Source organism: Paenibacillus pedocola, assembly GCF_031599675.1.
In the GTDB taxonomy this organism is placed as follows: Bacteria; Bacillota; Bacilli; order Paenibacillales; family Paenibacillaceae; genus Paenibacillus_AQ; species Paenibacillus_AQ pedocola.
In genome coordinates this window covers 1556721-1580721 of sequence record NZ_CP134223.1, presented here as the reverse complement: position 1 = coordinate 1580721, position 24001 = coordinate 1556721, and the positions used below count along the sequence as shown (strand labels likewise).

The 24001-nt window shown below is 46.5% G+C and carries 20 protein-coding genes and 1 pseudogene; 5 read left to right on the top strand and 16 right to left on the bottom strand.

From position 1 onward, the window contains the following. Nucleotides 1-711: 711 nt before the first annotated feature. From sigK (QU597_RS06965) to QU597_RS06920, 10 genes and pseudogenes are all read right to left on the bottom strand, one after another. A pseudogene (sigK, locus tag QU597_RS06965) lies at nt 712-1224 on the bottom strand (RNA polymerase sporulation sigma factor SigK); the annotation flags it as partial. Nucleotides 1225-1467: 243 nt separating this feature from the next. Further along, nucleotides 1468-2040, bottom strand: a complete 573-nt coding sequence (locus QU597_RS06960; protein WP_310831962.1) for a TetR/AcrR family transcriptional regulator — start codon at nt 2038-2040, stop codon at nt 1468-1470. Nucleotides 2041-2149: 109 nt separating this feature from the next. Then, nucleotides 2150-3196, bottom strand: coding sequence for an aldo/keto reductase (locus QU597_RS06955; protein WP_310831961.1), 1047 nt, complete (start codon nt 3194-3196; stop codon nt 2150-2152). A 39-nt stretch (nt 3197-3235) separates the two neighbouring features. After that, nucleotides 3236-3901, bottom strand: a complete 666-nt coding sequence (locus QU597_RS06950) for an SDR family NAD(P)-dependent oxidoreductase (protein WP_310833250.1) — start codon at nt 3899-3901, stop codon at nt 3236-3238. 87 nt (nt 3902-3988) lie between these two features. Further along, on the bottom strand, nt 3989-5068 hold the full coding sequence (locus QU597_RS06945) for an alkene reductase (RefSeq protein ID WP_310831960.1): 1080 nt from the start codon (nt 5066-5068) through the stop codon (nt 3989-3991). 42 nt (nt 5069-5110) lie between these two features. Further along, nucleotides 5111-5809: an SDR family oxidoreductase gene (locus QU597_RS06940; RefSeq protein ID WP_310831959.1), complete on the bottom strand. Its 699-nt coding sequence runs from the start codon at nt 5807-5809 to the stop codon at nt 5111-5113. A 219-nt stretch (nt 5810-6028) separates the two neighbouring features. Continuing rightward, nucleotides 6029-6607, bottom strand: coding sequence for a TetR/AcrR family transcriptional regulator (locus QU597_RS06935; RefSeq protein WP_310831958.1), 579 nt, complete (start codon nt 6605-6607; stop codon nt 6029-6031). A 281-nt stretch (nt 6608-6888) separates the two neighbouring features. After that, nucleotides 6889-7734: an alpha/beta fold hydrolase gene (locus QU597_RS06930; RefSeq protein WP_310831957.1), complete on the bottom strand. Its 846-nt coding sequence runs from the start codon at nt 7732-7734 to the stop codon at nt 6889-6891. Nucleotides 7735-7737: 3 nt separating this feature from the next. Next, complete coding sequence (locus QU597_RS06925; protein ID WP_310831956.1) at nt 7738-8751, bottom strand: NADP-dependent oxidoreductase; 1014 nt, start codon at nt 8749-8751, stop codon at nt 7738-7740. A 13-nt stretch (nt 8752-8764) separates the two neighbouring features. Further along, a complete protein-coding gene (locus QU597_RS06920; RefSeq protein ID WP_310831955.1) occupies nt 8765-9766 on the bottom strand; it encodes an NADP-dependent oxidoreductase in 1002 nt (333 codons plus the stop codon). Nucleotides 9767-9952: 186 nt separating this feature from the next. Between QU597_RS06920 and QU597_RS06915 the strand changes: the two genes are divergently transcribed. Beyond that, nucleotides 9953-10501: a TetR/AcrR family transcriptional regulator gene (locus tag QU597_RS06915; RefSeq protein ID WP_310831954.1), complete on the top strand. Its 549-nt coding sequence runs from the start codon at nt 9953-9955 to the stop codon at nt 10499-10501. A 360-nt stretch (nt 10502-10861) separates the two neighbouring features. On the opposite strand, the gene sigK (QU597_RS06910) is transcribed toward QU597_RS06915, so the two are convergent. Beyond that, on the bottom strand, nt 10862-11563 hold the full coding sequence (gene sigK / locus QU597_RS06910; RefSeq protein WP_310831953.1) for an RNA polymerase sporulation sigma factor SigK: 702 nt from the start codon (nt 11561-11563) through the stop codon (nt 10862-10864). A 347-nt stretch (nt 11564-11910) separates the two neighbouring features. Here sigK (QU597_RS06910) and QU597_RS06905 point away from each other — a divergent pair, with 347 nt between their 5' ends. Then, nucleotides 11911-13056 carry a family 8 glycosyl hydrolase gene (locus QU597_RS06905; protein WP_310831952.1) on the top strand — a complete coding sequence of 382 codons (1146 nt, stop codon included), beginning with the start codon at nt 11911-11913 and terminating at the stop codon, nt 13054-13056. 155 nt (nt 13057-13211) lie between these two features. On the opposite strand, the gene QU597_RS06900 is transcribed toward QU597_RS06905, so the two are convergent. From QU597_RS06900 to QU597_RS06885, 4 genes are all read right to left on the bottom strand, one after another. Further along, on the bottom strand, nt 13212-14312 hold the full coding sequence (locus QU597_RS06900; RefSeq protein ID WP_310831951.1) for a hypothetical protein: 1101 nt from the start codon (nt 14310-14312) through the stop codon (nt 13212-13214). A gap of 206 nt (nt 14313-14518) precedes the next feature. Then, the gene (locus tag QU597_RS06895) at nt 14519-15502 is read right to left on the bottom strand and encodes a glycoside hydrolase family 43 protein (RefSeq protein ID WP_310831950.1); all 984 of its coding nucleotides are present in this window, start codon (nt 15500-15502) and stop codon (nt 14519-14521) included. 37 nt (nt 15503-15539) lie between these two features. Then, nucleotides 15540-16643, bottom strand: a complete 1104-nt coding sequence (locus QU597_RS06890; protein ID WP_310831949.1) for a Gfo/Idh/MocA family protein — start codon at nt 16641-16643, stop codon at nt 15540-15542. 34 nt (nt 16644-16677) lie between these two features. Continuing rightward, a complete protein-coding gene (locus QU597_RS06885; RefSeq protein WP_310831948.1) occupies nt 16678-17337 on the bottom strand; it encodes a ThuA domain-containing protein in 660 nt (219 codons plus the stop codon). A gap of 171 nt (nt 17338-17508) precedes the next feature. Between QU597_RS06885 and QU597_RS06880 the strand changes: the two genes are divergently transcribed. Continuing rightward, complete coding sequence (locus QU597_RS06880) at nt 17509-18345, top strand: AraC family transcriptional regulator (protein WP_310831947.1); 837 nt, start codon at nt 17509-17511, stop codon at nt 18343-18345. 81 nt (nt 18346-18426) lie between these two features. Here QU597_RS06880 and QU597_RS06875 read toward each other — a convergent pair whose 3' ends face one another. Beyond that, complete coding sequence (locus tag QU597_RS06875; protein WP_310831946.1) at nt 18427-19398, bottom strand: LacI family DNA-binding transcriptional regulator; 972 nt, start codon at nt 19396-19398, stop codon at nt 18427-18429. Between the two features lie 129 nt (nt 19399-19527). Here QU597_RS06875 and QU597_RS06870 point away from each other — a divergent pair, with 129 nt between their 5' ends. Both QU597_RS06870 and QU597_RS06865 read left to right on the top strand, forming a co-directional pair. Continuing rightward, nucleotides 19528-20943 (top strand): glycoside hydrolase family 1 protein, encoded by a 1416-nt coding sequence (locus QU597_RS06870; RefSeq protein ID WP_310831945.1) that lies wholly within the window; start codon nt 19528-19530, stop codon nt 20941-20943. A 443-nt stretch (nt 20944-21386) separates the two neighbouring features. After that, nucleotides 21387-23957 (top strand): DUF2339 domain-containing protein, encoded by a 2571-nt coding sequence (locus QU597_RS06865; protein ID WP_310831944.1) that lies wholly within the window; start codon nt 21387-21389, stop codon nt 23955-23957. The last annotated feature ends 44 nt before the right edge of the window (nt 23958-24001 follow it).

Below are 24001 nucleotides of genomic sequence, written 5' to 3'. Positions count from 1 at the left end.
ATATCTTCATCAGTCAGCTCAAAGTCAAAGATTTCGCTATTTTCCTTGATGCCCTTCGGGCTCGAAGACTTGGGAATCACGATAAATCCTTATCGTTATGTAAGGTAAATAATTTAAAACAAAACCCTGACGGACTCATCTCTCAGGGTCAGTAAATTATTTTGGTTTATCACATTTCCATTCGGCCTCGAGCATTAAAAAATCCTCAAAGAGATCCCCAGAACCTTACAAGTTCCTCTGCGTCCGCTCTTTCCCCTAAGGATTTCAAAGCGAAGCGGCCCAATAAATAAGTAGTAATCTATATTTTGCAGATGCTGCAATAAAATATTGCATTCATGAAACTAAGTTATTTGTAGCTTTGCAACTGGTTTAAACCCAGCAGTTTTTAAAAATTTCATATTATGTTTATAGTTCTGCATTGAATCAGAACAATCAATACTTTCAAAGTTCAATCTATTTAATGTATTCTTATCAATTTTCACTGATAATATTGTACAATCTTCATTGTATCCGGTCGCTGGGTTTAGCACAGAATCCATAGCGTGGATATAAATATAATCTATGGGTAACAACGAAAACATATCTCTGATACTTTTCGTGATTTTCATAGCACATAACAATTGAACAGGAGATTATATATTTATTTACACTCATACCCTGCGTATATAAAAATAAAAAGCGACTCATCCGCAGACAAGTCACTTTCAAAAGTCAACGCTTCGCCTTATAAAACTCATGATAAAGCTTCATGAGCGCCCTTTTCTCAATCCGCGACACATAACTCCGGCTTATCCCAAGTTCCTTCGCAATTTCCCGCTGCGTCCGCTCTTCCCCACCGGTATCCAGTCCAAACCGTCCAACCACAACTTCCTTCTCCCGTTCATCCAGAATATCCAGATTACGATATATCTTGCTCTTCTCGATCTTCAGATCGACTTCCTTAACAATATCATCCGCATCGGAGCCAAGGATATCGATGAGAGTAATTTCGTTACCTTCCTTATCTGTCCCTATAGGATCATGCAGGGATACGTCCTTTTTGGTCTTTTTAAGCGATCTCAAATGCATGAGGATTTCGTTTTCTATACAGCGGGCGGCAAAAGTGGCGAGCTTCGTGCCCTTGTTGGGCCGGTAGCTTTCAATTGCTTTGATCAGCCCGATGGTGCCGATGGAGATGAGGTCCTCCATGTCTTCGCCTGTATTATCGAATTTTTTGAGGTTATGGACACGATGCGATGTAACTCTAGATACTTAAAAAAATCAAACTTTATCTACAAACTGTCAGCGAAGCATACGATTTTGGATTCTCCTAAGAAACCAGTAGATATGGTTGGAAAAGTGAACTTGTTAAAACCGAAAAAATGCATAAAATAAAAATGACTACACGCTGCGCAGTACCAGGCATGCTGAATCCATCCAGGCCAAACCCCAGTTTCATCGGGAACTATTCAATCCAGTAAAAGAGTTTCAATCTAGAGTGTTCAGTATGGTATGAATAATACTTGTTAATTTCCCTTGATTCGTTGCTGTTTTTACCATCGTACGAAGTCCTAACCAGGCATTCATTAAATAATGAGAAATGGCCTCAGGCTCCAGTGAAGCTCTAAGCTCCCCCCTTTGCTGACCAGCCTGAACGAGATCATATAACAACTTCTCCGTTTTTGAATAGCTCTCTTCAACAAGGGATGCAACTTCGGGATCTAGTACTCCCAGCTCCACACCCGAATTAACAATGAAGCATCCTTGAGGTTCTCCTTCTTTCCTCATCGAAGACTCTAGAAATTGTCGGATTAATTCCTTTACAGGTTCTTGTCTCTCAACCAAGAATCTCATTTTCTTGTTTTGAGTAGACTCATAGCGTTGGAGTGCCTTCATATATAAAGCGTGCTTATCACCAAAAGTATCATAGATACTTCTTCTGTGAATTCCCATAAAGTCTACTAAATCTTGCATTGAAGTTTTCTCGTAACCTTGCATCCAAAACAGTTGAATTGCTTTATCTAATACTTCATTAATTTCAAATTCTTTGGTTCTTGCCAATGTAATCACCTCAAGCAATCATTATACAACGATCCGCAAACTAATGTATAAAACATAAATAAAATCAAGCGAGATGCTTGATTTTATTCTTTACATGCTTTACTAATTCTTAACGAAGAATTCTTCGTTTGTCTGCTTGTAACCAACCCGGAGTCCATCCTTTTTCTGTCGCGTCCAAAGTTACTCCAGGCGGAACAATGGAATCGATCGCATCCAGAATATCGCTGCTTAATCGGATGTCACTACCCTTTAAGGTTTCCCGGAGCTGCTCGATTGTCCTAGCCCCTACAATTGCTGAAGTAATGGAAGAATGAGCTTGCGTAAATGCCATAGCAAGATGCGGTAAAGTTAATCCCGCTTCCTCTGCCAGCATTTGGAGTTTGGCTATGGCTTCAAACTTGCTGCGGTTTTCTTCCCGATTAGGATCAACAATAGATTGCAAACTTCCCGCAAAGGTGGCTGCTCTTGAATCGGAGGAGACCGCTTCTCCAAAACGGTATTTACCAGTTAATAGACCTCCCGAAAGTGGGCTCCAAACCAAAACACCTTTTCCGTATTTCGCTGTGGCAGCAAGCAGATCAAACTCGATACTACGGTTTAATATGGAATACGGGGATTGCTCAGAGACAAAACGTGCACTATTTTTGCGTTCGCTTATCCATTGAGCCTCTGTAACTTGCCAGGCCTGAAAATTGGATGTGCCAATGTAGCGAATCTTCCCTTCACTGACCAGATCCGTAAGTACGCTAAGCGTTTCTTCAATATCGGTATTAAGATCAGGCTGATGTAGTTGATACAGATCGATATAATCGGTTTGAAGCCTTCTCAAACTATCCTCTACTGCTCGTTTAATCCAATATTTTGAATTTCCAGATTGATTCTGTCCACCGCCCATGGGCATACCGCCTTTAGTGGCCAGAATAACACTTTGTCTGCGTCCTTTTAGTAATTCACCTAAAATTTCTTCTGCTTGACCACTAGAATAGACATCCGCCGTATCAATTAGGTTAATCCCTCCAGCCAAAGCTTCATCCAGAATGGGGGCACAGTCCTTCTCCGTATTGTTCCCCCAAAAACCAAATGTACCTGTACCTAATACAAAACTGCTTACTTTAAGACCCGTATGACCTAATACACGATATTCCACATACAACATTCCCTTCTTAGTTCATTTAATTAGAATGATCATTCTACTTTAGTTAATAAATTGCATGATCCCCTTTGGAAAAGTATCCTCTGCCTCTGTTCTTGTCTCATATAGATTGTACCAAGCTTCCGCGACTTGATCTGGATCAAAGCCTGTTCCTTTTTTGATCAAAGGACTAATAGACAGGTGTCCAACAAATACTCCTAAAGGATGCAAACGATCATGTAAATTAAGAATATAGTTTCTTAAACCTGACATAGCTATACCTGAATTTCCAAACATGGGGCTCGGACTCATTGCTGAAAGATCGCTTGTGAAAAGAAGTGCCCCTTCCCCTCGTTCAGTCATTTCCGGAATGACTTGTCTTGCTGAATTAATGGCTCCAACTACAACATTGTTGAAAATTCGAAGTGCGCTCTCATCCGTCGTATCCAGTACAGAAGTCGTAGAGACACTACCACTATGCGGGCTAAACTCCATGACATCTATTGTACCGAATGTACTCTTAATTTCTTGAAAAGCTCTGGTAAGCTGTATTTTGTCTGTAATATCGGCAGCAAACCCCTGAGCTTCAATGCCCATCCTGTCCAGCTGCTCAGCATATTGATCCAGCTTCTCCTGTGTTCTTGAAACCATAGCGATACGGAATCCATTTCTTCCAAAAATTTTGGCCAGTGAGAACCCCAGACCTGGTCCTGCACCGACAATAACCATTGTTTTCAATTCATATTCACCCTTTAAAAGTAATAAATGGCGCACAAATTTAAGTTGTACGCCATTTTTCTTCCATATAAACTATCCTTAGCCCTTCTGCGATTCCAATTCTTTCAACGTAGGATAATCCGTATAACCCTTGCTTCCACCACCATAAAATGTTGCAGGATCTGCTTCATTTAATGGAGCGCCTGCTTTAAGTCGTTCCACAAAATCCGGATTAGCCAATGACCATACCCCAATAGGTGCCAGATCAGCTAGACCACTCTCGATATCAACACCAATATTCTCCAGTCCCCGTCCAGCCCGATTGACTAACAACGGATTCGTCCATAAGGAACGAATATCTTGAAGCAATTCATCGTTTCCAAGGTGCATAATATGAAGGTAAGCTAAATTCAATTTTGCTAATTCCTGTGTCAGATAACGATAAAGATCAGGACCTTGTTCACCATCTTGAATCCCGCCAAGAGGGGTCCCTGGCGAAATGCGGAAGCCAGTTCTCTCTGCCCCGATCTCGTCAATGACGGCTTTGGCTACTTCAATCGCGAAGCGAGCTCGATTTTCTATAGATCCACCATATTCATCCGTACGTTTATTGGAATTTTCACCGATAAATTGGTTGATTAGATAACCGTTTGCTCCATGAATTTCAACGCCGTCAGCGCCTGCTTCAATAGCAGCGGCAGCAGCTTTACGATAATCTGCAATGGTTATTTGAATCTCTTCTTTACTCAACTCACGTGGTGCGGGGGTATCCTGCATGCCTGTAGCCGTAAACGTTTCCACTCCTGGTGCAATTGCAGAGGGTGCAACGGGCTGCCGGTGATGAGGAGTATTGTCAGGGTGCGACACACGACCGACATGCATTAATTGAATATAAATATACCCGCCTGCTTCATGCACGGCATCAGTAACCTTTTTCCACCCTTCAATATGCTTTTCCGTATAGATCCCAGGTGTTCTTAAGTACCCTTGACCATCATCAGAAGGTTGTGCACCTTCTGTAATAAGTAGTCCCATCGATGCTCTTTGAGCATAATACTGGGAGCTTAATTCTCCCGGTGTACCATCTTCCTCTGCTCTGCTGCGTGTCATTGGTGCCATCGCTAAGCGATGCGGTAATTCCAAATTGCCGACTTTTATTTTAGTCCACAGTTTTTCCATTATTAACACTCCTCTTTAAATTTGTTTAACAAGAAACTATGATTAAGTAAGATGTGGGTATAGTGCAGAAATGCCACCTGCAAGTGCACCTTGTAACATCCGGCTGGTATCATCCGCAAGAATTTCAAAGCTGTCCGATTCGATGCCATCAATAGCTATTTTTGCGATATCTGAAGGGTTCGATTTGGGAGCATCGACACCGGTTGTCATATCTGTCTCCATAAAGCCTACATGTAATCCTGCTACTCGTACATTTCGAGGATACAAGTTTAAACGTAAATCGTTCGTCAATGCCCATTCTGCAGCCTTCGCAGCTGTATAAGCACCCGCAGTTCCCGAACTAAACCAAGACAATGCGGACAGAATATTCAAAATCGATCCTCCCCCGTTTTTTTCAATGACCGGTGCAAAAGATCGAACCATGGATAGCGTACCGAAGAAATGCGTATTAAATTCCAACTGTATTTTTTCCACATCCCCTTCCAGCAAAGAAGCGCCTGTAGATGATCCTGCATTGTTGATTATAAGCGTAACATCTTTAGCCAGGATTGCTGCTGCTGCAACCTCATCCGGTTTTGTAACATCAAGCTTTACAGGTGTAACTCCAGGAATATCAATAGTCTCCGGATTTCTTGCACCAGCGTATACTTTAGCCCCTCTGGACAGAAGTTCAAGAGTGAGCTGACGGCCCAGCCCCCGGTTTGCTCCAGTGACAAATGCTACTTGTTCAGAAATGTTCATTGTATTAGCTCCTTTTTTGTTTTTGATTACATTCTTCATAAAATCCAGTAAACTGTGACTCATTTTTAAAAGTTCTAGGGATAGAACGGCGTTCTCATTCAAGAACGATCATACTAGAATAAACACAGGCAATTATACTAATATCTTTCTAGGCTGAATCTTCAATTCAGCACAAGTATGCTAATTTGGGAACGATCTTCACAAGTATATATACAATAATTACTTAGTTAAAAGTTTAATCGAAAAATCGGCTATACGGTGTAATTTTTCTTTACGTATGGAGGTCCTTGTCATTACCCTTAACCCTACATAAACTGCATGCAGATGTTCCGCTAGATCGTCGGCATTATAATCTGAGCTAAACTCTCCATCCTGCTGTCCCCACAGAATAATATCTTTGAACAGTTGTTCTGATAATGTAAACAATTCTGTGGTCTTTAAATCCACCTCAGCATCACGCATTGCCAATTCCACCGCTGAATTCACCATCAAACAACCGAAAGGTGAATCTTCTTCACCAGATATCACGTAACTAAAAATAAGTTGAAGTGCCTCCGTTGCATTCTTAGAGCGTTTAACTTCTCCTACAAGCTCAGCATTTACTTTATCGCGAAATCGGTCCATTGCTTTTAGAAACAGCGTATGCTTGTCGCCAAATGTGTCATATAAACTTCTTCGATGAATTCCCATATGCTTGACCAGATCCGTCATAGATGTCTTCTCGTAGCCTTGTTCCCAAAAGAGCTTCATCGCCTTTTCTAATACCACGTTCTCTTCGAATTCTTTGCTTCTTGCCATTCTATTCCCTCCCTGTTATTCAATATAACATATTGAGAACGATCGGTAAAGAATTTTATTGAATGGTAAAATCAATTAAGAACCCCCTACAAAATCCACTCTCATACTCTCTCACTACAGCTTATATTACTACCTACTGCGTAGCCTAATACGAGCTATCATTTTAACAATTCGCGTTAACAAGCTTTGCTAATCTTATTCAGGAACCCTTCGTCATAATTGTCCGTGAGATTGGTTTCAGAGAATCAATATCGTTATTTGGGCATTTTCATTTTCCATTGTTATTTATCTAAAAATGCTATTACTGATTTCACAAATTCATCATGATTTTGAAAAATCCCACCGTGACCGGAATCTTTATAAATAATGAGCTTGCTATTTGGAATCCGTTGAACCAAATCATAGGAATTTGATGTAGGTACCATTCTGTCATCGTCACCATTTACTACAAGTGTAGGTTGCGTAATTCCTGACAAATCAGCAGGTTTTGCCATTCCCCATTCGTGGATGGCTTTAAGTTGTCTACGATATCCTTTGATACTCATCATCTTATCTCGCGCTTCTTTACGTTCTTTGATACGTACCAAGAATTCTTTTGCTTTCTGTTTGCCATTATCTGTTCGCGTGAAGAATAAATAGGTTTTAATATCTCTCAACGTGAAGATGGCACGTATCAGATCACGATCAGAAAGTTTCGTAACATTTTCAATGCCTTTACCACCACGCGGGCCAGTTCCTGACAAAATAAGTTTACGAACAAGTCTTGGTTCGATGGCCAAAAGTTCTTGTGCAATCATACCACCCATCGAAAATGACAAAATATCGATTTGCTCAAATCCCAATGTATGAATGAACGTCAACGCATCTCTTGCCATTTGTTCAATCGTATCTGGAACTTTCCCACTAGAAAGTCCAACACCCTTATTATCAAATGTAATGACCCAATGTTTTTTGGCAATACAATCCACTACGCGTGGGTCCCAGTTGTCCAGATTAGCAGATAGATGAGTGAAAAAGATGACTGGGATACCCGTTTTCTCTCCTAGTTCACGGTACGCGTAAACTGTTCCATCAGCCGTCTTAATACTTAGATTTGGTGCTTCTACATATGAATAGTTAGTTGCCATAATTTATTCACCTCCATCTTCTACTTTTAACAGAACTTTCCCTTGGCTATGCCCTGTCGCAATCTTAGCAATCGCGGCATTCACTTGGTCAAAGGGGTACTCGGAATCAATCACCGGCTTAATGTTTGTTTTTTCAAGATACTGTGTGAAAGCTGCTAATTGCTGACCATTCGGCTGTACGTACAGGAAGTCATAACTCTTCTTTTGCCATTTGGCAATCCCATCAAAAGGTGCTCCCAGTAAACTGAAAAGGATCTTCTTCGCCGTTGCCAAGTCTGTGCTTTGATTCGCGAAACGGGCATTGGGACCGGCGTTTAACGACAGTAATTTGCCACCGGGCTTCAGTATCTTAATTTGTTTACTAAATTCGCCGGCGCCCCGGGTATCAATAACGTAATCATAGCCTGTCAGCCTGTCAGTATAGTCCTGCGTTGCATAGTCGATAAACTCATCAGCCCCGAGTCGCTCCGCCAAGGCACGTGCTGATCCACTACCACTAACGGTCACAGACAGTCCTTGTGACTTCGCATAAGGAACGGCCATCTGACCAAAGCCACCCGTACCCCCAGGAATAAATAATTTACCGCCTTGCCGAACATCTAAAATGGCTAGTGCCTGGATGATCGTCAAAGCAGACAATGGCACGACCGCTGCTTCTATAAAGGAAAGATTGGCTGGCATCTTAGCCACAATCGCCGCATCTACTGCGACATATTCGGCAAACGCCCCCATCTTATCTAGCGGTGGCATGGTGTACACGTGATCACCCACCTTAAAATCTATGACACTAGCGCCGACTTCGATTACAACTCCAGCAAGTTCGTTACCCAGAGTCAGTGGAAAGTCGTAATGATCAAATAACTTAACTTTGCCTGTAATCGCCAAGACAAGGTGTGGATCAACACCAGCTGCCTTAGTCTTGATTAAAACCTGTGTTGGTGTGATTGATGGAACAGCGACTGTGTTAATTTGCGCTTCCAGTATTTTGGAATACCGCGAAATTTGTGCAGCCTTCATAAGGTAACTCCCCTTAAAATCGGATAACAACTTTTCCTTTAGGATGACCTGTAGCAACAAGCTTTAGTGCTTCATTAATATCATCAATGTGGTATTCTGTAGGGTCCACCGCTGGTACAATCCCGTTATCTTCAATAATCTTCGTAATTTTCTTTAATTGTTCGCCATCACTGCGAACAAAAATGAAATGATATTGAATCTTCTTTTTCTTCGCTTTGTGGTCATACTTAGCCCCGGCAATGGTGAAAAGCTTTTGTTTCCAACCTGGCAAGCCCAGGTCTTCGGCGAAACGTTTGTTAGGACCGGTCCGCAGAGAAAGGAGGCGCCCGCCTGCTTTAATAATCGAAAGTTCATGATCAAATTCGCTTGGTCCCAAGGTATCCATCACATAATCGACATCACGAAGTTGTTCCCAATAGTTCTCAGTCGTGTAATCAATATATTGGTCTGCTCCAGCCGCCATTGTCCGTTCACGTGCTTGCGGATTTCCACTAACAATGACCCTCAGCCCCATGCTTTTAGCGATAGGAATGGCCATTTGGCCAAATGATCCAGAACCCCCGGGGATAAACACGCTTTCGCCAGCTTTTGCAGCTAATTCTTCATGCAAACCTTGATAGGCAGTCAATCCTGTTAATGGCGCAGCAGCACCGGTCACAAAATCGAGATTAGCGGGTAAATGCCAGATGGCGTCCGCATTAATCGCCGCGTATTCCGCAAAGGCGCCGATTTTTTGTAGTGGCAGGCGTGAATAAATTGCATCGCCAACTTTAAATTCATGGACGTTCTTACCGACTTTTTCAATAACACCCGTCAGCTCATTACCGAGTACCAATGGGAACGCATAATCCTGGATCAGCTTCACGCTCCCGGTACCGATCAGCAATTCCAAATGATTAACCGCCGCTGCTTTCACCTTGACCAAGACTTCGTTATCACTTATTTCTGGGACTGGAATGTCGTTTACTTTTACTGTGAACTTTTTTGAATATTTGGTAATCTGTGCTGCTTTCATAATAAATGGCCTCCTATACACTGAATAATAAGTAACATTTATTTATTTTTGTAACTTATTCAACAAGCATAATGCCAGAGGTTACAAAAGTCAACAATTGTTACTTGATATTTTATATGCTAAAATACAGGCAGGTGTATAAACGATTATTAGGAATTTATTGAAGAAAGAAGGGTTGGCAGCACAGTGGCAAAAATCACACAAGAGCTCATTATTGAAACAGCGGAGGCATTAATTGAACGCACGGAAAAATCCGAAGTGACCCTCTCACAAATTGCGGATGAATTAAGTATCACCCACGCAGCGCTTTATAAACACTTTAAAAATAAGCAAGAGCTCTGGGCAGCCGTGTCTAAGAGCTGGTTCAACCGGATGATTTCAGAACAAATCAAAATAGACATGACTAATTTGGCTAATCCACAGGAATTGCTCCACGATTGGCTCTGGGCATTTGCTAACGCAAAAAAAAGTGCCTATAACGAGAATCCCAAAATGTTCGCCTTGAATACGCAATATGTGGACAGCAATCCACTGGTATTACGTGACGTTCTCTGGGATTCCTACCAAATTATTGACGGCTTCATGGACTATCACGATCCCCACTTGGAACGTGCAGAGGCGATTCTCTCCGCGTTTGCGGTGTTTAGCCTCCCGTCCTTCAAAGAATCCTGGAATTTACCAGACTACCAAGACAGGTTTGAACGCATCTGGAGTTTAATCAAACAGGGTCTTTGAATCCAAATTCCTCTAGTTGGATTCAAAGAAAACCGCAAAAGAACTCTCTCTCTAAAACTAAGAATGTCCAAACCTTTTTGAAGCTTCGTCGAATTCCAGCTTCATTGTGAATCCCTGAGCTTTAAGTTTTCTAAACAGGTATACATCTTCAGTCAAGAAAAATTGCTTCTTATAATAACTTATTTGTCTCTAATATAACCCTTGATTCTTATCTTTTTTTTCGCAGAGATATAGCAGTTGGATATACTAATCCGCATTCATCAGGGGTTCACCTAAAAAAACAAAAGCAACTCATCCGCAGACAAGTCGCTTTTTATCGTTTTATTTTTTAAAAATACTACATTGTAATTATCATTTCACTCACCGCTTCGCCTTATAAAACTCATGATACAGCTTCATGAGCGCCCGCTTCTCTATCCGCGACACATAACTCCGCGAAATCCCCAGATCCTTCGCAATCTCCCGCTGCGTCCGCTCCTCCCCGCCGGTGTCCAGCCCGAAGCGGCCAACGACGACTTCTTTCTCACGTTCATCCAATATATCAAGATTACGATATATCTTGCTCTTCTCGATTTTCAGATCGACTTCCTTAACAATATCATCCGCATCGGAGCCAAGGATATCGATGAGAGTAATTTCGTTACCTTCCTTATCTGTCCCTATAGGATCATGCAGGGATACGTCCTTTTTGGTCTTTTTAAGCGATCTCAAATGCATCAGGATTTCGTTTTCTATACAGCGGGCGGCAAAAGTGGCGAGCTTCGTGCCCTTGTTGGGCCGGTAGCTTTCAATTGCTTTGATCAGCCCGATGGTGCCGATGGAGATCAGGTCCTCCATGTCTTCGCCGGTGTTGTCGAATTTTTTGACTATATGGGCAACAAGCCGCAGATTATGCTCAATCAGCAAATTTCGCGCTTTGGCGTCTCCCTCGGCCATCATTCCTAAGTATTTGCTCTCATCCTGTTCAGACAGGGGCTGGGGGAAAGCATTATTTCTTACGTAGGATACCAGCAATGTCAGTTCTTTGATCAGCAGCGCTATCGTGCTTATTATTCCTGGCAACTTGGCGACACCTCCCGTACATGTACAATGAAACCGGACAGTAGTGAGAACTACGGGTTCATGGTCCTTTTATTCTATGTGGGTTAGTGCCTAGAAGTGCATGTACGGGGAAATTGGTACAACTAGGAGAGGAGAAAGTTTATGGATATCCACTTCTGCAAGCGCCCGGGTTCATGAAGTCCAGCGCCAACGGTTATGCTCCAATTTCGGCGCTGCAGAATGAACAGATTTTATGAATAACCAATGAGTGGCAGCAGCTATACTTTTTCGGGAAAGCGCTTTAATTTGGACACCTCCTCCTATGCTATACTTTGGGCACAATCAAACTTCAACACCTGGAGGCTGCGATGAAAATCTGCAAAGAGGGTTCCTTTTATACGCGTGAATACCGAAATCTGTTCAGTGAGCTTGGGTTGAGTGATGAGGAAATCAGCAACAGACTTGAGCATACGTGGACGGAATTGTTCTACGGTGCACCCGAGGTCCGCATTTACCATCCAATGGATGCCGATAAGGGTTATATTGTGGATACGGGCAACTCGGATGTGCGGTCAGAGGGCATGTCCTACGGAATGATGATGGCTGTTCAGTTGAACAAGAAAGAGGAATTCGACCGGCTGTGGAAGTTCGCCAAGGTCTTCATGCAGCATACGGATGGCCGCTACAAGGATTATTTTGCCTGGCATTGTAAACCCGACGGAACACGGCTCTCCCCGGGTCCAGCACCGGATGGAGAAGAATTCTTCGCGATGGCGCTGTTCTTTGCCTCAAGCCGCTGGGGTGACGGGCCCGAGCCGTTCAATTATTCCAAGCAGGCCCGGATCATTCTCCATGCTTGTGTGCATCAAGGGGAGAACGGCGAAGGGGACCCGATGTGGGACCCGCAGACCCGGCTGATCAAATTCATTCCCGAATCTCCTTTCAGCGATCCGTCTTACCATCTGCCGCATTTCTATGAATTGTTCGCCCTGCAGGCGGATGATCAGGATAGAGCCTTCTGGACCAAAGCCGCAGAGGCCAGCCGCGCTTACTTGCACACCGCTTGTCATCCGGTAACCGGCCTGTCGCCGGAATACGCCAATTATGACGGATCACCGGCTGAACCCCAGCCGCATGGTGACTACCGTCACTTCTTCAGCGATGCCTACCGTGTGGCGGCCAACATCGGGCTCGATTACGAATGGTTCCGCAGGGATCCCTGGCAGGTGGAGCAGTCGAACCGGATCCAGGCCTTTTTCCGGGATATTGAGATTACAGATTACCGCCGGTATACCATTGACGGCCAGCCTTTTGAGGAGCCGTCCCTGCATCCGGTCGGGCTGCTGGCTACGCTCGCCATGGCCTCACTGGCAGCTGACGGCCCCGATACCGAGCACTTCGTCAGACAGTTCTGGAATACACCGCTCCGTACCGGTGTAAGGCGGTATTACGACAACTGCTTGTATTTCTTCAGCCTGCTGGCCTTGAGTGGAAATTACCGGATTTATGGATAGGATCTAAAACGAGTTCAACTTTATAGCGGTACAGAAAAAGAGTCCTGCAGGCTGAAATTGCCGGCAGGACCCTTTTTCAAATTCAACATTCTTTCTAATCGAATAATGCCATCTCGCTGCCCATCATTAGCTGGTACGATACGTACTAATCGGCATTAAGCCTTCTCATGGATCACTTCCTGAAGGGCCGCCCTGTCGCGGGGAGATGGGCTTGCAGGCATCAGACTGGACAGTTTTTTGTAATTCAGCGAAAAGAGAATACCTAACGCAGCTTCCGAAAGAATGACTAAATCTGAGTTGGAAATTAGCACAGGGATTGCTACAACGGCAAGAACGATAATAACCCAGGGCACCGGATGGTTCAGGTATGAATCTATGTATCGGTTAAGCCACAGCAGGATTCGCATCGCTACATAAGTACAGCCCAAAACCAGCCCCCACATGAGGACAATGTACAGACTGCCCAAACCGAGACGGTCAAAAGTTAGGATAAAGAACAGATGGGTAAATAAAAATAAAAACGAATGCTGCCCGAAAAATATAATCAAGTTAGAGGGTGAATAACTCGGTTTCCTTCTGAAGATGAAAAAGGCTCCAAATAAAATGGCCAGGGACAGCAGAAAATATTTCACGGACATATTATATTTAATAAAATCCGCCTCATGCAGTCCTCCGTAAGAGAATATGCCCAATAACAGCGCTGCACCCAGAGCTAAAATAAGGTTCACCTTATTGCTGCATCTGTAAGCGAACACTCCAGCCACAAAAGCAAATATCCAGGGGAAATAAGTGAAGCCTATCGTCTCCGTGAACAGCATGGATTTCAGCGGAAAGTCCGGCAAGTGGTTCCCGATGAAATAATGTACTGAGAAAAGTAGAAGCGGCAAGAGGAGATACACAACGGGCGCGGGCTTCAAATATTTCTCCAGGAGAAATACACTGAGTACTCCGAGTGTGATGATCTGGGGAACATCCATTACTGAAAAAGCCTGAACATCCGGTCTCCACATGAGATTATACGAGAATCCGATGACAGCGAAAAGCACATAGAAGCTAAACAGCGACAGGAAGCTTTTTCTACGGGCCTGGAAGGTGGTAGTAACACCCGAGACCGCAAAGAACAGTACAGGTGCCAAACTGGCGATAATCTGAAACACACGTTCATTACCATTAAAATAAATAGGAATATGAGCCACAATCATCAAAATACAGCTAAACCCTTTGATAGCATCCAACGAATAGTCATATTCCTTCAAATCTCTCACATCCTTTTCCGTCAGGTTTCTATTTCACACATAGAGTATAGAGGTTTGACGCCGACTTTCCATCCCTCAAAGGTGTAAGAATGCTAACAAATGCGCACCGCATACATGTAAAAAGACTGCAGATTCTCCCCTAAGGGCAGATATCCGCAGTCCTCTACTAGTTGCAGCACACTATATTCATTCTATTTCCTGAAAGCTTACTCTGCATAAGGATCTATCGTTTGAATGGTTCCGTCGGCATTATATTTCAGCTCTGTATATTTCACGCAGCGTTTGTGATTGACGCCTTCGGATAAGGAGCTGTCATGATAGAACAGATACCATTTATCCTCAAACTGAACGATAGAATGGTGGGTCGTCCATCCGATGACCGGAGTAAGGATGGTCCCTTTGAAGGTGAACGGTCCCAGCGGATTCTTGCTGATGCCGTAAACCAGCTTGTGAGTAGTGCCGGTTGAATACGACAGGTAGTAATAATCGTTGTATTTGTGAACCCATGGTCCTTCAAAATATCTCCGATCTTCGTCACCGGCGAGAATCGGATTGCCGTCTTCATCCACGATCGAAATTTCCTGAGGCTCTCCCGCAAATGACAGCATATCCTCGCTCAGCAATGCTACACGCGGGCCGATCGCCGGCTTGTCTGCCGGTGGCCCCTCTGTCTGTGACGGCTCAAAGCTGCCGGTCTGCCATTTTTCCAGCTGTCCGCCCCAGAGTCCGCCGAAATAAATATAGGCTTGATCGTCCTCATCCACTAATACGGCAGGATCTATGCTGTAGCTGCCCTTAATATAATCCGGCTCCGCCTGGAAAGGTCCGGCAGGGGAATCTCCCGTTGCCACACCCAGCCTGAATATTCCGTCATGATCACGTGCAGGGAAGTACAGATAGTATTTATTGTTCTTGTACGCAGCATCCGGTGCCCACATCTGGGCGGAAGCCCATGGAACATCCCGCAGGTGCAGAGCTTCCCCATGATCCACGACAGAAGCATCGAAGTTATCCAGAGACAATACATGATAATCCTCCATCGCGTATTGGTCCCCATTATCGTTATCCGGCCCGTCGTGATCCAGATCGTGTGAAGGATAGATATAAATTTTATTCTCAAAAACATGGGCTGACGGATCAGCAGTATAGATGTGGGTAACAAGCGGTTGATTGGGTTTGATGTTCGTCATGATTTTAGACTCCTTATAATATATTCACTGGATTGCTCTAACTCAGATAGCCTTTAATGAGACCAAGCGGCAAGGGTCTTGGCTGTTCACAGCGGGTTGCCAGCTCCACATAACGTTTGGAATCGGAGCTGGTATGGAAGGCGTGCATGATTTCAAGGACATGGCCCGCCAGCTCGCCAGCCGCCCGGGGCTTGTTGCCGGACGTGATGCAGTCCGCGATGTCGGCGACACCGATCCCCCTGCTATTGCCGGCATAATTATGCACCAGCGGAATTTCCGTAAACGCGCTGCCGTCCGCCGGCTTCAGCAGGATCGGCCCACCGAAGGTGTTGGGATCGGGAACAATCAATGTCCCGCGGGTTCCGTAAATCTCGATGCGGGGCAGCGTGCTGTCCCAGACATCGAAGCTTGTAACGACCGTGGCCACTGCGCCGCTGACGAATTGTACCGTACCGGCAACATGGGTCGGTACCTCAACATCAATCTTCTGCCCGAACTTCTTCGTGCTGGTGATCGTACGCTGCGGGAAGGAAGTTTTGGTCATGCCGCATACCGTCGCAGCCGGTCCCAGGAGAGATACCAGCGCAGTGAGATAATAAGGTCCCATATCGAACATCGGACCTCCGCCGGCCTTGTAATAGAATTCCGGGTCCGGGTGCCAGCTCTCATGCCCGTGACAGACCATGAACGCTGACGCGGCCACCGGCTCCCCGATAAACCCGTCATCGATTAATTTCCGGCAGGTCTGAAGTCCGGCACCCAGGAAGGTATCGGGGGCGCAGCCGATCATCAGGCCTTTTTCTTCCGCCAGTTTAACCAGTTCATTCCCATGCTCCAGCGATAGCGATAACGGTTTCTCCACATAGACATGCTTGCCTGAGAGCAAGGCCTGCTTGCATACCTCGAAATGCCCTGCAGGTGTAGTCAAATTGACTACAATTTGAATATCATCAGAAGCAAGTAATTCTTCAGTAGTCCAGACATGCGGAATGCCATATTTCTCAGCCGCTTCCTCTGCCCGTTCTCTGAACACATCCGCACATGCGAAAACTTCTGTATTTACAAACAGCTGTGTAAGATTCTCAAAATAGATCCCGCTGATATTGCCGCAGCCGACAATTCCGACCTTAACCTTATCCAAAACGATCCCACCTTACGTTATATAGTCACTTGAGTTATCTGGCAGCCCACACGAAGCCTCTGCGCATCAGTTCTTTTGCTTCCGGGATATCGAAAATGTCGGCATGATGGCCAAGCGAGTTATAGAACACTTTGCCTGCACCCCATTTTTTGGTATACACGACAGGCATCGTAATGGCTCCATTAGCGGAATGAGGCCCTTCGCTTACTGGAAAAGTGGTGGTTGCCAGTACATTCACCGTAGGATCTACATGCAGATAATACTGCTCCGATTTCACTTTGAAATCCTTAATTCCTTCAACAATCGGACTGGAGCTGGAAGGCACCATGTTGACCTCATAGTCCACGCCGTCGTTAAACGGATGGGCCACCCATTGCGATCCGGTCATAAATTGCCATTCCACACTGTTGCGGAAGGAATCGCACATGCCGCCGTGGCACCCTGCCAGACCTACTCCGGATTCTACGGCCTTCAGTACAGGCTGAAGCTGCTCATTGCTGATCTCGCCCATCGTCCAGATTGGAACGATCAGATTCAGCGCGAGCAATTTCTCTTCATCCTTGAAGCTATCTAACGTATCGGAGATCTCAACTTCAAAGCTTTCTCCCCGCAGCAGTTCAGCGAAAACTTCAGATACCTGGACCGGTTCATGCCCATCCCATCCGCCTCTAACAATCAGTGCTTTTTTCGTCATGAATTACATGCTCCTTTGGATTATAAAGAATGGATATTGTATATTCGCTCAGTTCAATTGTAATGCAAGCGCTCTATTACGGCTCGTCATTTTCATTGCCTGGATGGTCATTTTTTGCTATTATCCAAGAATAAACGGCTTGCTGTTGTATTAAAATCAAAGGAGCTCCGTATGAAGGCTTATCATGAAAACCGCTTGTATCATTCCACCCTCCCATTCAGCTGCGACCATTCGCATAATTTGAATTTCCTTGCCCATTGGCATAATGATCTTGAACTTATGTATGTGTGTGAGGGCTCCATCCGCATGGGGATTAATCTGGAGAGCCGGGTTCTTCACAAGGGAGATATGGCAATATGCAGCAGCGGAGACATTCACTATTATGATAGCAGTGACTGCGAATCGACCATTCTGCTGCTGATCTTTCATCCCCAGCTGATCGGCAGCCCCGGAGGCTGGCCGAAGGACGTTCGCCTGACAAGCCCTTTTATCACCGCAGGTGACACAAACACAGCTGCCGGAATACAGCTTCTTTCCAGGGCGTCTCAGCTTATTCTCCAGTTGAATCAGGAGTCTGAAGCTGAGTTGCCGCAGCATGAGCTGTTCATTACCGGAATGCTGTATGAGCTCTGCGGGCTGATCCTGCGGCATCTCCCTTGTGAGCCCGCCGATCAGAAAAAGGACAAGCGACGGATGACCAGCATGAAGATCATGCAGGCCGTACTCGATTATCTGGAGACCCACTATTCGAGCATGATCACCCTGGAGGATGCAGCCAAGCAGGCGGATATGAGCCTGTTCTACTTCTCCCGGTTCTTCAAGAGCACCACAGGCATGAGCTTTATCTCCTACCTGAACCATATCCGGGTGAACAAGGCGGAAGAGATGCTGCTGAATACGGATAAGTCGATCATCGATATTGCCCTCGACTGCGGATTTACGAATGTAAGAACCTTCAACCGGGTGTTCAAACAATTCAGGCACAATACGCCGTCGAGCTTACGGTAGAGGATGAATTCCACCCTAAAAAAGAAGCCTTCCCAATCGTCATGAATGACGTTCGGGAAGGCTCTTCTTTTTTACGGATTATTACGTAGTGGCCCGCTGAACCAGACTGTACTGCAGCTTCTGCTGCTCTTCTTCCACACCCTTCAGCTTGCTGAGCAGCAGATGAAAGGCATTCTTCGCCTGGTCAGCAATGGGATTATACACGGAGGTGATCCCGAGCGTGTGGGCAAGCTCTGTATTATCGAAGCCAACGACGGCCAAATCTTCCGGAATCCGCAGCTGCTGCCGGCGTGCTTCACTCACAATGCCTGCCGCTACCAGGTCATTGGCGCAGAGAATGGCACTCGGCCGCTCCTCTGCGCCGCCCAGCAACTCCCGGACCAGCTGCTCTCCTTGACGGATAGAATATACACCGGTGCGTGACCAGTGGGGGTGTACAGGCAGTCCGTATTTCCTCATCATGTCCTGATAAGCGTTGATGCGGCTGAGGGTATTCATACTGCTGGGCCTGCCGAATGCATTAGCAATACGGGTGTATCCCTTTTGAATAACATGTTCAAGCCCCAGCATATAGCCGTCATATTGGTTCATCGCAACCGAAGCAATCTCCGCAAGCTCCATCCGCTGCCAGGACACTATCGGACCATATTTGCAGTAGGAGCCTAACAGGGCCAGATCATTAACACAAGTACTGATCACCAGCGCATCCACTCTTTTTCTGCGCATATCCTCGAAGGCCTGGAGCTCTTTTTGGGGATCGCCGCCCGAAGTATATATAATCGTCTGGTATCCATGCCCGCTTGCCGTCTCGACGAAGCTGTTCAGGAACGGCAGCATCACTTCATTAATACCCTCCGTAACCATGCCAATCTGCTGGGTCTGCCCTTTGGACAAGGAGATGGCATTGCCGTTTGGAACATAATCCAGCTCCTCCATGATATTCGTAATTTTATCTCTCGTCGCCTGGCTCACATGGGGGGAATGATTCAGCACTCTCGACACGGTGGCTTTGGAAAATCCCGACAGCTTGGCAATTTGATCAAGATTCGACATGAGGCTCTCCTTAACTTTTCAAAAAATATACTTGACATGTAACGCGTTACAACATTTAGCATGCAATTGTAGGACATATTATAAGCATACCATAACTCTCACAACATCTATAAAAAGGCGGGATAATCAATGAGCGTACAATTTCCTGAAGGCTTCTTATGGGGCGGCGCAGTAGCAGCCAACCAATGTGAAGGCGCATATAATGAAGACGGCAAGGGATGGTCTACCCAGGACGTGGCTCCGCAAGGCATTAAAGGACCTATCACCGAAGTGCCGACCGAAGATAATATGAAGCTGGTGGGGATTGATTTCTACCACCGGTATAAAGAAGATATTAAGCTGTTTGCCGAAATGGGCTTTAAGGTGTTCCGTACCTCCATTGCCTGGTCCCGGATCTTTCCGAACGGCGATGAGCTGGAGCCTAATGAGAAGGGTCTGCAATTCTATGACGATCTGTTCGACGAATGCCATAAATACGGGATTGAGCCGCTGGTAACCATCTCGCATTACGAAACCCCGCTGCACCTGTCCAAGCATTATAACGGGTGGGTCAACCGTGAGCTGGTCGGCTTCTACGAGCGTTATTCCAGAACCTTGTTCACACGCTACAAAGGTAAGGTGAAATATTGGCTGACCTTTAACGAGATCAACTCTATTCTGCATGAGCCGTTCATGAGCGGAGGCATCTATACGCCGAAGGACAAGCTGAGCAAACAGGATCTGTACCAGGCTATCCATCACGAACTGGTAGCCAGTGCGCTGGCCGTAAAGATTGGACATGAGATTGACCCTGAAGCCAAAATCGGCTGCATGATCCTCAGTATGCCGACCTACCCGCTCACTCCGCACCCGGACGATGTGATTGCTGCAATGCAGACGGAGCATTTGAACTATTTCTTCGGGGATGTTCATGCGAGAGGGATTTACCCCGGCTACATGAAACGTTATTTCAGAGAGCATGGCATCGAGATTCATATGGAACCAGGAGATGCGGAGATTCTGAAGCACACGGTGGACTTCATCTCCTTCAGCTACTACGTGAGCATCTGTGAGACTGGCGACGACAGCAGACGCAATCAAACCGAAGGCAACCTGTTCAGCGGTGCAGCGAATCCCTACCTGGAGGCCAGTGAATGGGGCTGGCAGATTGACCCGCAGGGTCTGCGCTATGTGCTGAACATGTTCTACGACCGCTATCAGAAGCCGCTGTTCATCGTTGAGAACGGGCTCGGCGCCAAAGATGTGCTGATCACAGGCGAAGACGGTGTGCCGACAGTCAATGACGACTACCGGATCAAATATTTGAACGACCATCTGGTTCAGGTAGGTGAAGCCATCGAAGACGGCATCGAAGTGATGGGCTATACCTCATGGGGCTGCATCGACCTGGTCAGCGCCTCTACCGCAGAGCTCAGCAAACGTTACGGCTTCATCTATGTAGACCGTCACGATGATAACACTGGTACTCTTGAGCGCTACCGCAAGAAATCTTTCTACTGGTACAAGGACATTATTGCAACTAACGGACAAAGCCTGCAGCGATAAAATAGATCAGGCAGATCAAAATCCGCAAGCCTCTCCAGCTCCTGGAGGCTTGCGGATTTTTTGGGCTTTTAGCATCTGCTGCGGATTTATCCGGTGAATGGCTGCCTGCACACAGGTTCACGTTTTCGTGACAACAGCATGAAGTTCCGCACAGAAAAGGAAGATTTTGTTTCTTTGTTTATAGTAGAATAAAGCTACTATATAGATTTAACTTAAAATATACATTAAAGGGGAAAAGTGGCGGAGGAGAATTTTGGAGCTGGAGGAGCGGTAGCGTCCGCCTTTAGGTTTGGATTTCTACTGCGATAAGCAGTTAAATTCAAGGAAATCCAAACCTAACAGCGGCCGGAAGCCCAAATATTCTCTGTAGTCACGGCTAATCCCCAAAAAAGAAAATTCATAAGTTCAATCTATATAGGACAAAAAAGCCATTGGGGGCGCTTATGGAGCAGTTCAAAGATCGTCTTAGGGCCATAAAAGAGCAGCAGGATGTACTGCTGGGAGAGTATCAGGAGCTGATCAAAGCCTATGAGGGCAGTGATCTGGTGAATGAGAATGAAGCTTTGAAGAAGCGGGCGGCCGCGGTAGAACAGGCTTTGGCCGAGACCGAGGCTCAGGGAATGAGGCTGAAGCAAGAGAATGCAGAGCTGCGTACGGCACTGACCGAGCAGATACTGGATGAGAAGCTGGGGATTCTGCGGTTGTCCCGCAGGAAGCTGCATACCTATTTCGCCGCGCAAAGCGCTGCCCAGCATGACCGGCTGACCGCTTTTGAGCTTCGGACAAAGCAGCGTATCGCAGAAATGTACCGTACGGCGGACCGTCTGCTCGGGAAGGACAATGCAGAGATCCGCGCCAGGCTGGATGAGCTGACGGCCAGACTGGACGAGAGCATTCTGCTGCGCCGGGCGGAGCTGCTGGAAGCGGAACGGCCGCTCGCGGCAGAAGTGGATCACCGGCTGGATGAGCTGGCTTCGGAAGGGGTCAGCGAGGAGACGATCCGGCGGCGGCGCAGACAGAACCGGATCGAGATGAAGATTGGGCTGAACTGGATCAACCGGCTCGGTATCCTGCTGCTGATTCTTGCTGTCGGCGCTGGCTTCAAATACAGCTATTCCACCTGGTTCACAGGATATATGAAGGGCAGTGCCTTTTTCCTGCTCGGCGCCTTAATGCTGGGCGGCGGCGAGTGGCTGTTCCGCAGAGGCAGAGGCACCTTTGCGCTAGGGCTGCTCGGCGGCGGGATTTCTGTGCTGTACGGCTCCATCTTTTACAGCTATTTTCTGCTTGAGATTATCGGGATCTATCCCGGCCTTGCTCTCTCAGTCCTCGTTACGCTGACGGCGGTTCTGTTATCGCTCCGGTATGAGTCCCGGACCATCTGTTCGATGGGTCTAGTCGGAGGCTACCTGCCCTTGTTCTCCTATATAGGCGCATTTGGCCTGGAGGGAGGCGCAGTGTATGCAGCTATGGGTTATCTGTTCCTGCTGAATCTGCTGATTGTGCTCATTTCCCTGCGTAAACGCTGGATCGTTGTCAATTACATCAGCTTCCTGTTCAATACACCTTCGATGCTGCTGCTGATTGTTCTGTCGGACAGCTATGGCATAAATATGTTCTATTCCATTCTGACCTTCGCCATGTACCTGGGAATTACGCTGTGGTACCCGTTCAAGTACCGGACCAAGCTGTCCTGGTGGGATTTCGCGCTGCTCGCCTGCAACACAATGGCCAGCTGTTTAATCCTGTATATACTGTTCCTGGATGCGGGGCTTGGTGCGTACAAAGGAGCGCTAGCCCTCGCCTTTTGCCTGCTGTATCTGGGACTCGGCCGTCTGCTGGAGAAGCTGATGGCGCAGGAAAAAGAGAGCATGCTGCTCTTCTATGCCACTTCGCTCACCTTCGCCGTGCTGATGATTCCGTTTCAGCTGGGCACCGTCTGGTGGTCCATCGGCTGGCTGGTTGAGGCAGTTGTACTGACGGTTTACGGCCATCTGCAGCGTTTCAAAGCGATCGAACGGATCGGCTGGGGCATCCTGCTGCTCTCTTTGGCCCTCTTCTTCTTTATCGATGTGCTGGTGCAGTCTTCATCTGCCAACTCTGTGATCATCTACGACAATCCGTATTTTGCGCTAAAATACACCTTCATCACAGCAGGGATGCTCGTTGTCGCTCTTGTATACGCCATCCGCCATTCCCGGCGGGAGATTCTGCTTGCCAGCTCTCCTGCCGAGGTTCAGGCCGGTATCTGGTTCAAATATGCGGCGCTGGTGAACACCTATGCTTATATCCTCTATGAATCGCTGCATCTGTATGACCTGTATGTACCGGAGGATTTCACCCGTGCCACATTCTACAGACTGCTGCTGTCGGCCGTGCTGACGTTAGGGCTGGCTTATGCGCTGCCGAAAATCAAGGTGCTCTATGATGACACCGTGGGATACATGGTTTATTTTCTGTACGCCATCGGGTATGTCATCTGTATTGCCCTCACTACCTGGCAGCATAGCCTTAAGGTTAATTTCTCCGATAATACGGCGGCGGATTATGCTGCACTCGGGCTGCTGATCCTCTTCAATCTGTTCGTCTGGCAGAGCGGCGGGCGTCTGCTGAAGGCACTGCTGAAGCGTGAATACAACAATGAGGAGCTGTATCCGGTGGTAATGGGGATATATCTGCTGGCAGTCGTTACGGCTTTCCTTGGGGTACAGCTGCGGCAGAACGATGGCGGTCTGATCTTCAGCCTCACTTATCTGCTGCTCGCGGTGCTGTTCATCATGTTCGGCTTCCGCCGCAGGTATGTGTACATCCGGCGCTTCGGTCTGGCCCTGTCGCTGCTGGCTACCGGCAAGCTGCTGCTCTATGATCTGACGCTGCTGAATACCGGCAGCAAAATCATCGCCTATTTCAGCTTCGGCCTCTGCCTGCTGGGCATTTCCTATCTCTATCAGCGGGTGTCGGCCAGAATGGAGGAAGTCTATGCAGAGGCGGGACAGGATTCTCCACAAGATTAGTACTATGCTTCTGTTGCTCAGTTCTCTTAACCTGCTTCCCCCGG

Bases quoted from the DNA above. Each gene is read 5' to 3' on its own strand.
- QU597_RS06950 (WP_310833250.1), bottom strand. From the start codon at position 3,901: ATGGTTATTGTCGGTGCAGGACCAGGTCTGGGGTTCTCACTGGCCAAA.
- QU597_RS06870 (WP_310831945.1), top strand. From the start codon at position 19,528: ATGAGCGTACAATTTCCTGAAGGCTTCTTATGGGGCGGCGCAGTAGCA.
- QU597_RS06935 (WP_310831958.1), bottom strand. From the start codon at position 6,607: ATGGCAAGAAGCAAAGAATTCGAAGAGAACGTGGTATTAGAAAAGGCG.
- QU597_RS06925 (WP_310831956.1), bottom strand. From the start codon at position 8,751: ATGAAGGCTGCACAAATTTCGCGGTATTCCAAAATACTGGAAGCGCAA.
- QU597_RS06940 (WP_310831959.1), bottom strand. From the start codon at position 5,809: ATGAACATTTCTGAACAAGTAGCATTTGTCACTGGAGCAAACCGGGGG.
- QU597_RS06865 (WP_310831944.1), top strand. From the start codon at position 21,387: ATGGAGCAGTTCAAAGATCGTCTTAGGGCCATAAAAGAGCAGCAGGAT.
- QU597_RS06875 (WP_310831946.1), bottom strand. From the start codon at position 19,398: ATGTCGAATCTTGATCAAATTGCCAAGCTGTCGGGATTTTCCAAAGCC.
- QU597_RS06945 (WP_310831960.1), bottom strand. From the start codon at position 5,068: ATGGAAAAACTGTGGACTAAAATAAAAGTCGGCAATTTGGAATTACCG.
- QU597_RS06930 (WP_310831957.1), bottom strand. From the start codon at position 7,734: ATGGCAACTAACTATTCATATGTAGAAGCACCAAATCTAAGTATTAAG.
- QU597_RS06905 (WP_310831952.1), top strand. From the start codon at position 11,911: ATGAAAATCTGCAAAGAGGGTTCCTTTTATACGCGTGAATACCGAAAT.
- QU597_RS06955 (WP_310831961.1), bottom strand. From the start codon at position 3,196: ATGTTGTATGTGGAATATCGTGTATTAGGTCATACGGGTCTTAAAGTA.
- QU597_RS06880 (WP_310831947.1), top strand. From the start codon at position 17,509: ATGAAGGCTTATCATGAAAACCGCTTGTATCATTCCACCCTCCCATTC.
- QU597_RS06885 (WP_310831948.1), bottom strand. From the start codon at position 17,337: ATGACGAAAAAAGCACTGATTGTTAGAGGCGGATGGGATGGGCATGAA.
- QU597_RS06895 (WP_310831950.1), bottom strand. From the start codon at position 15,502: ATGACGAACATCAAACCCAATCAACCGCTTGTTACCCACATCTATACT.
- QU597_RS06920 (WP_310831955.1), bottom strand. From the start codon at position 9,766: ATGAAAGCAGCACAGATTACCAAATATTCAAAAAAGTTCACAGTAAAA.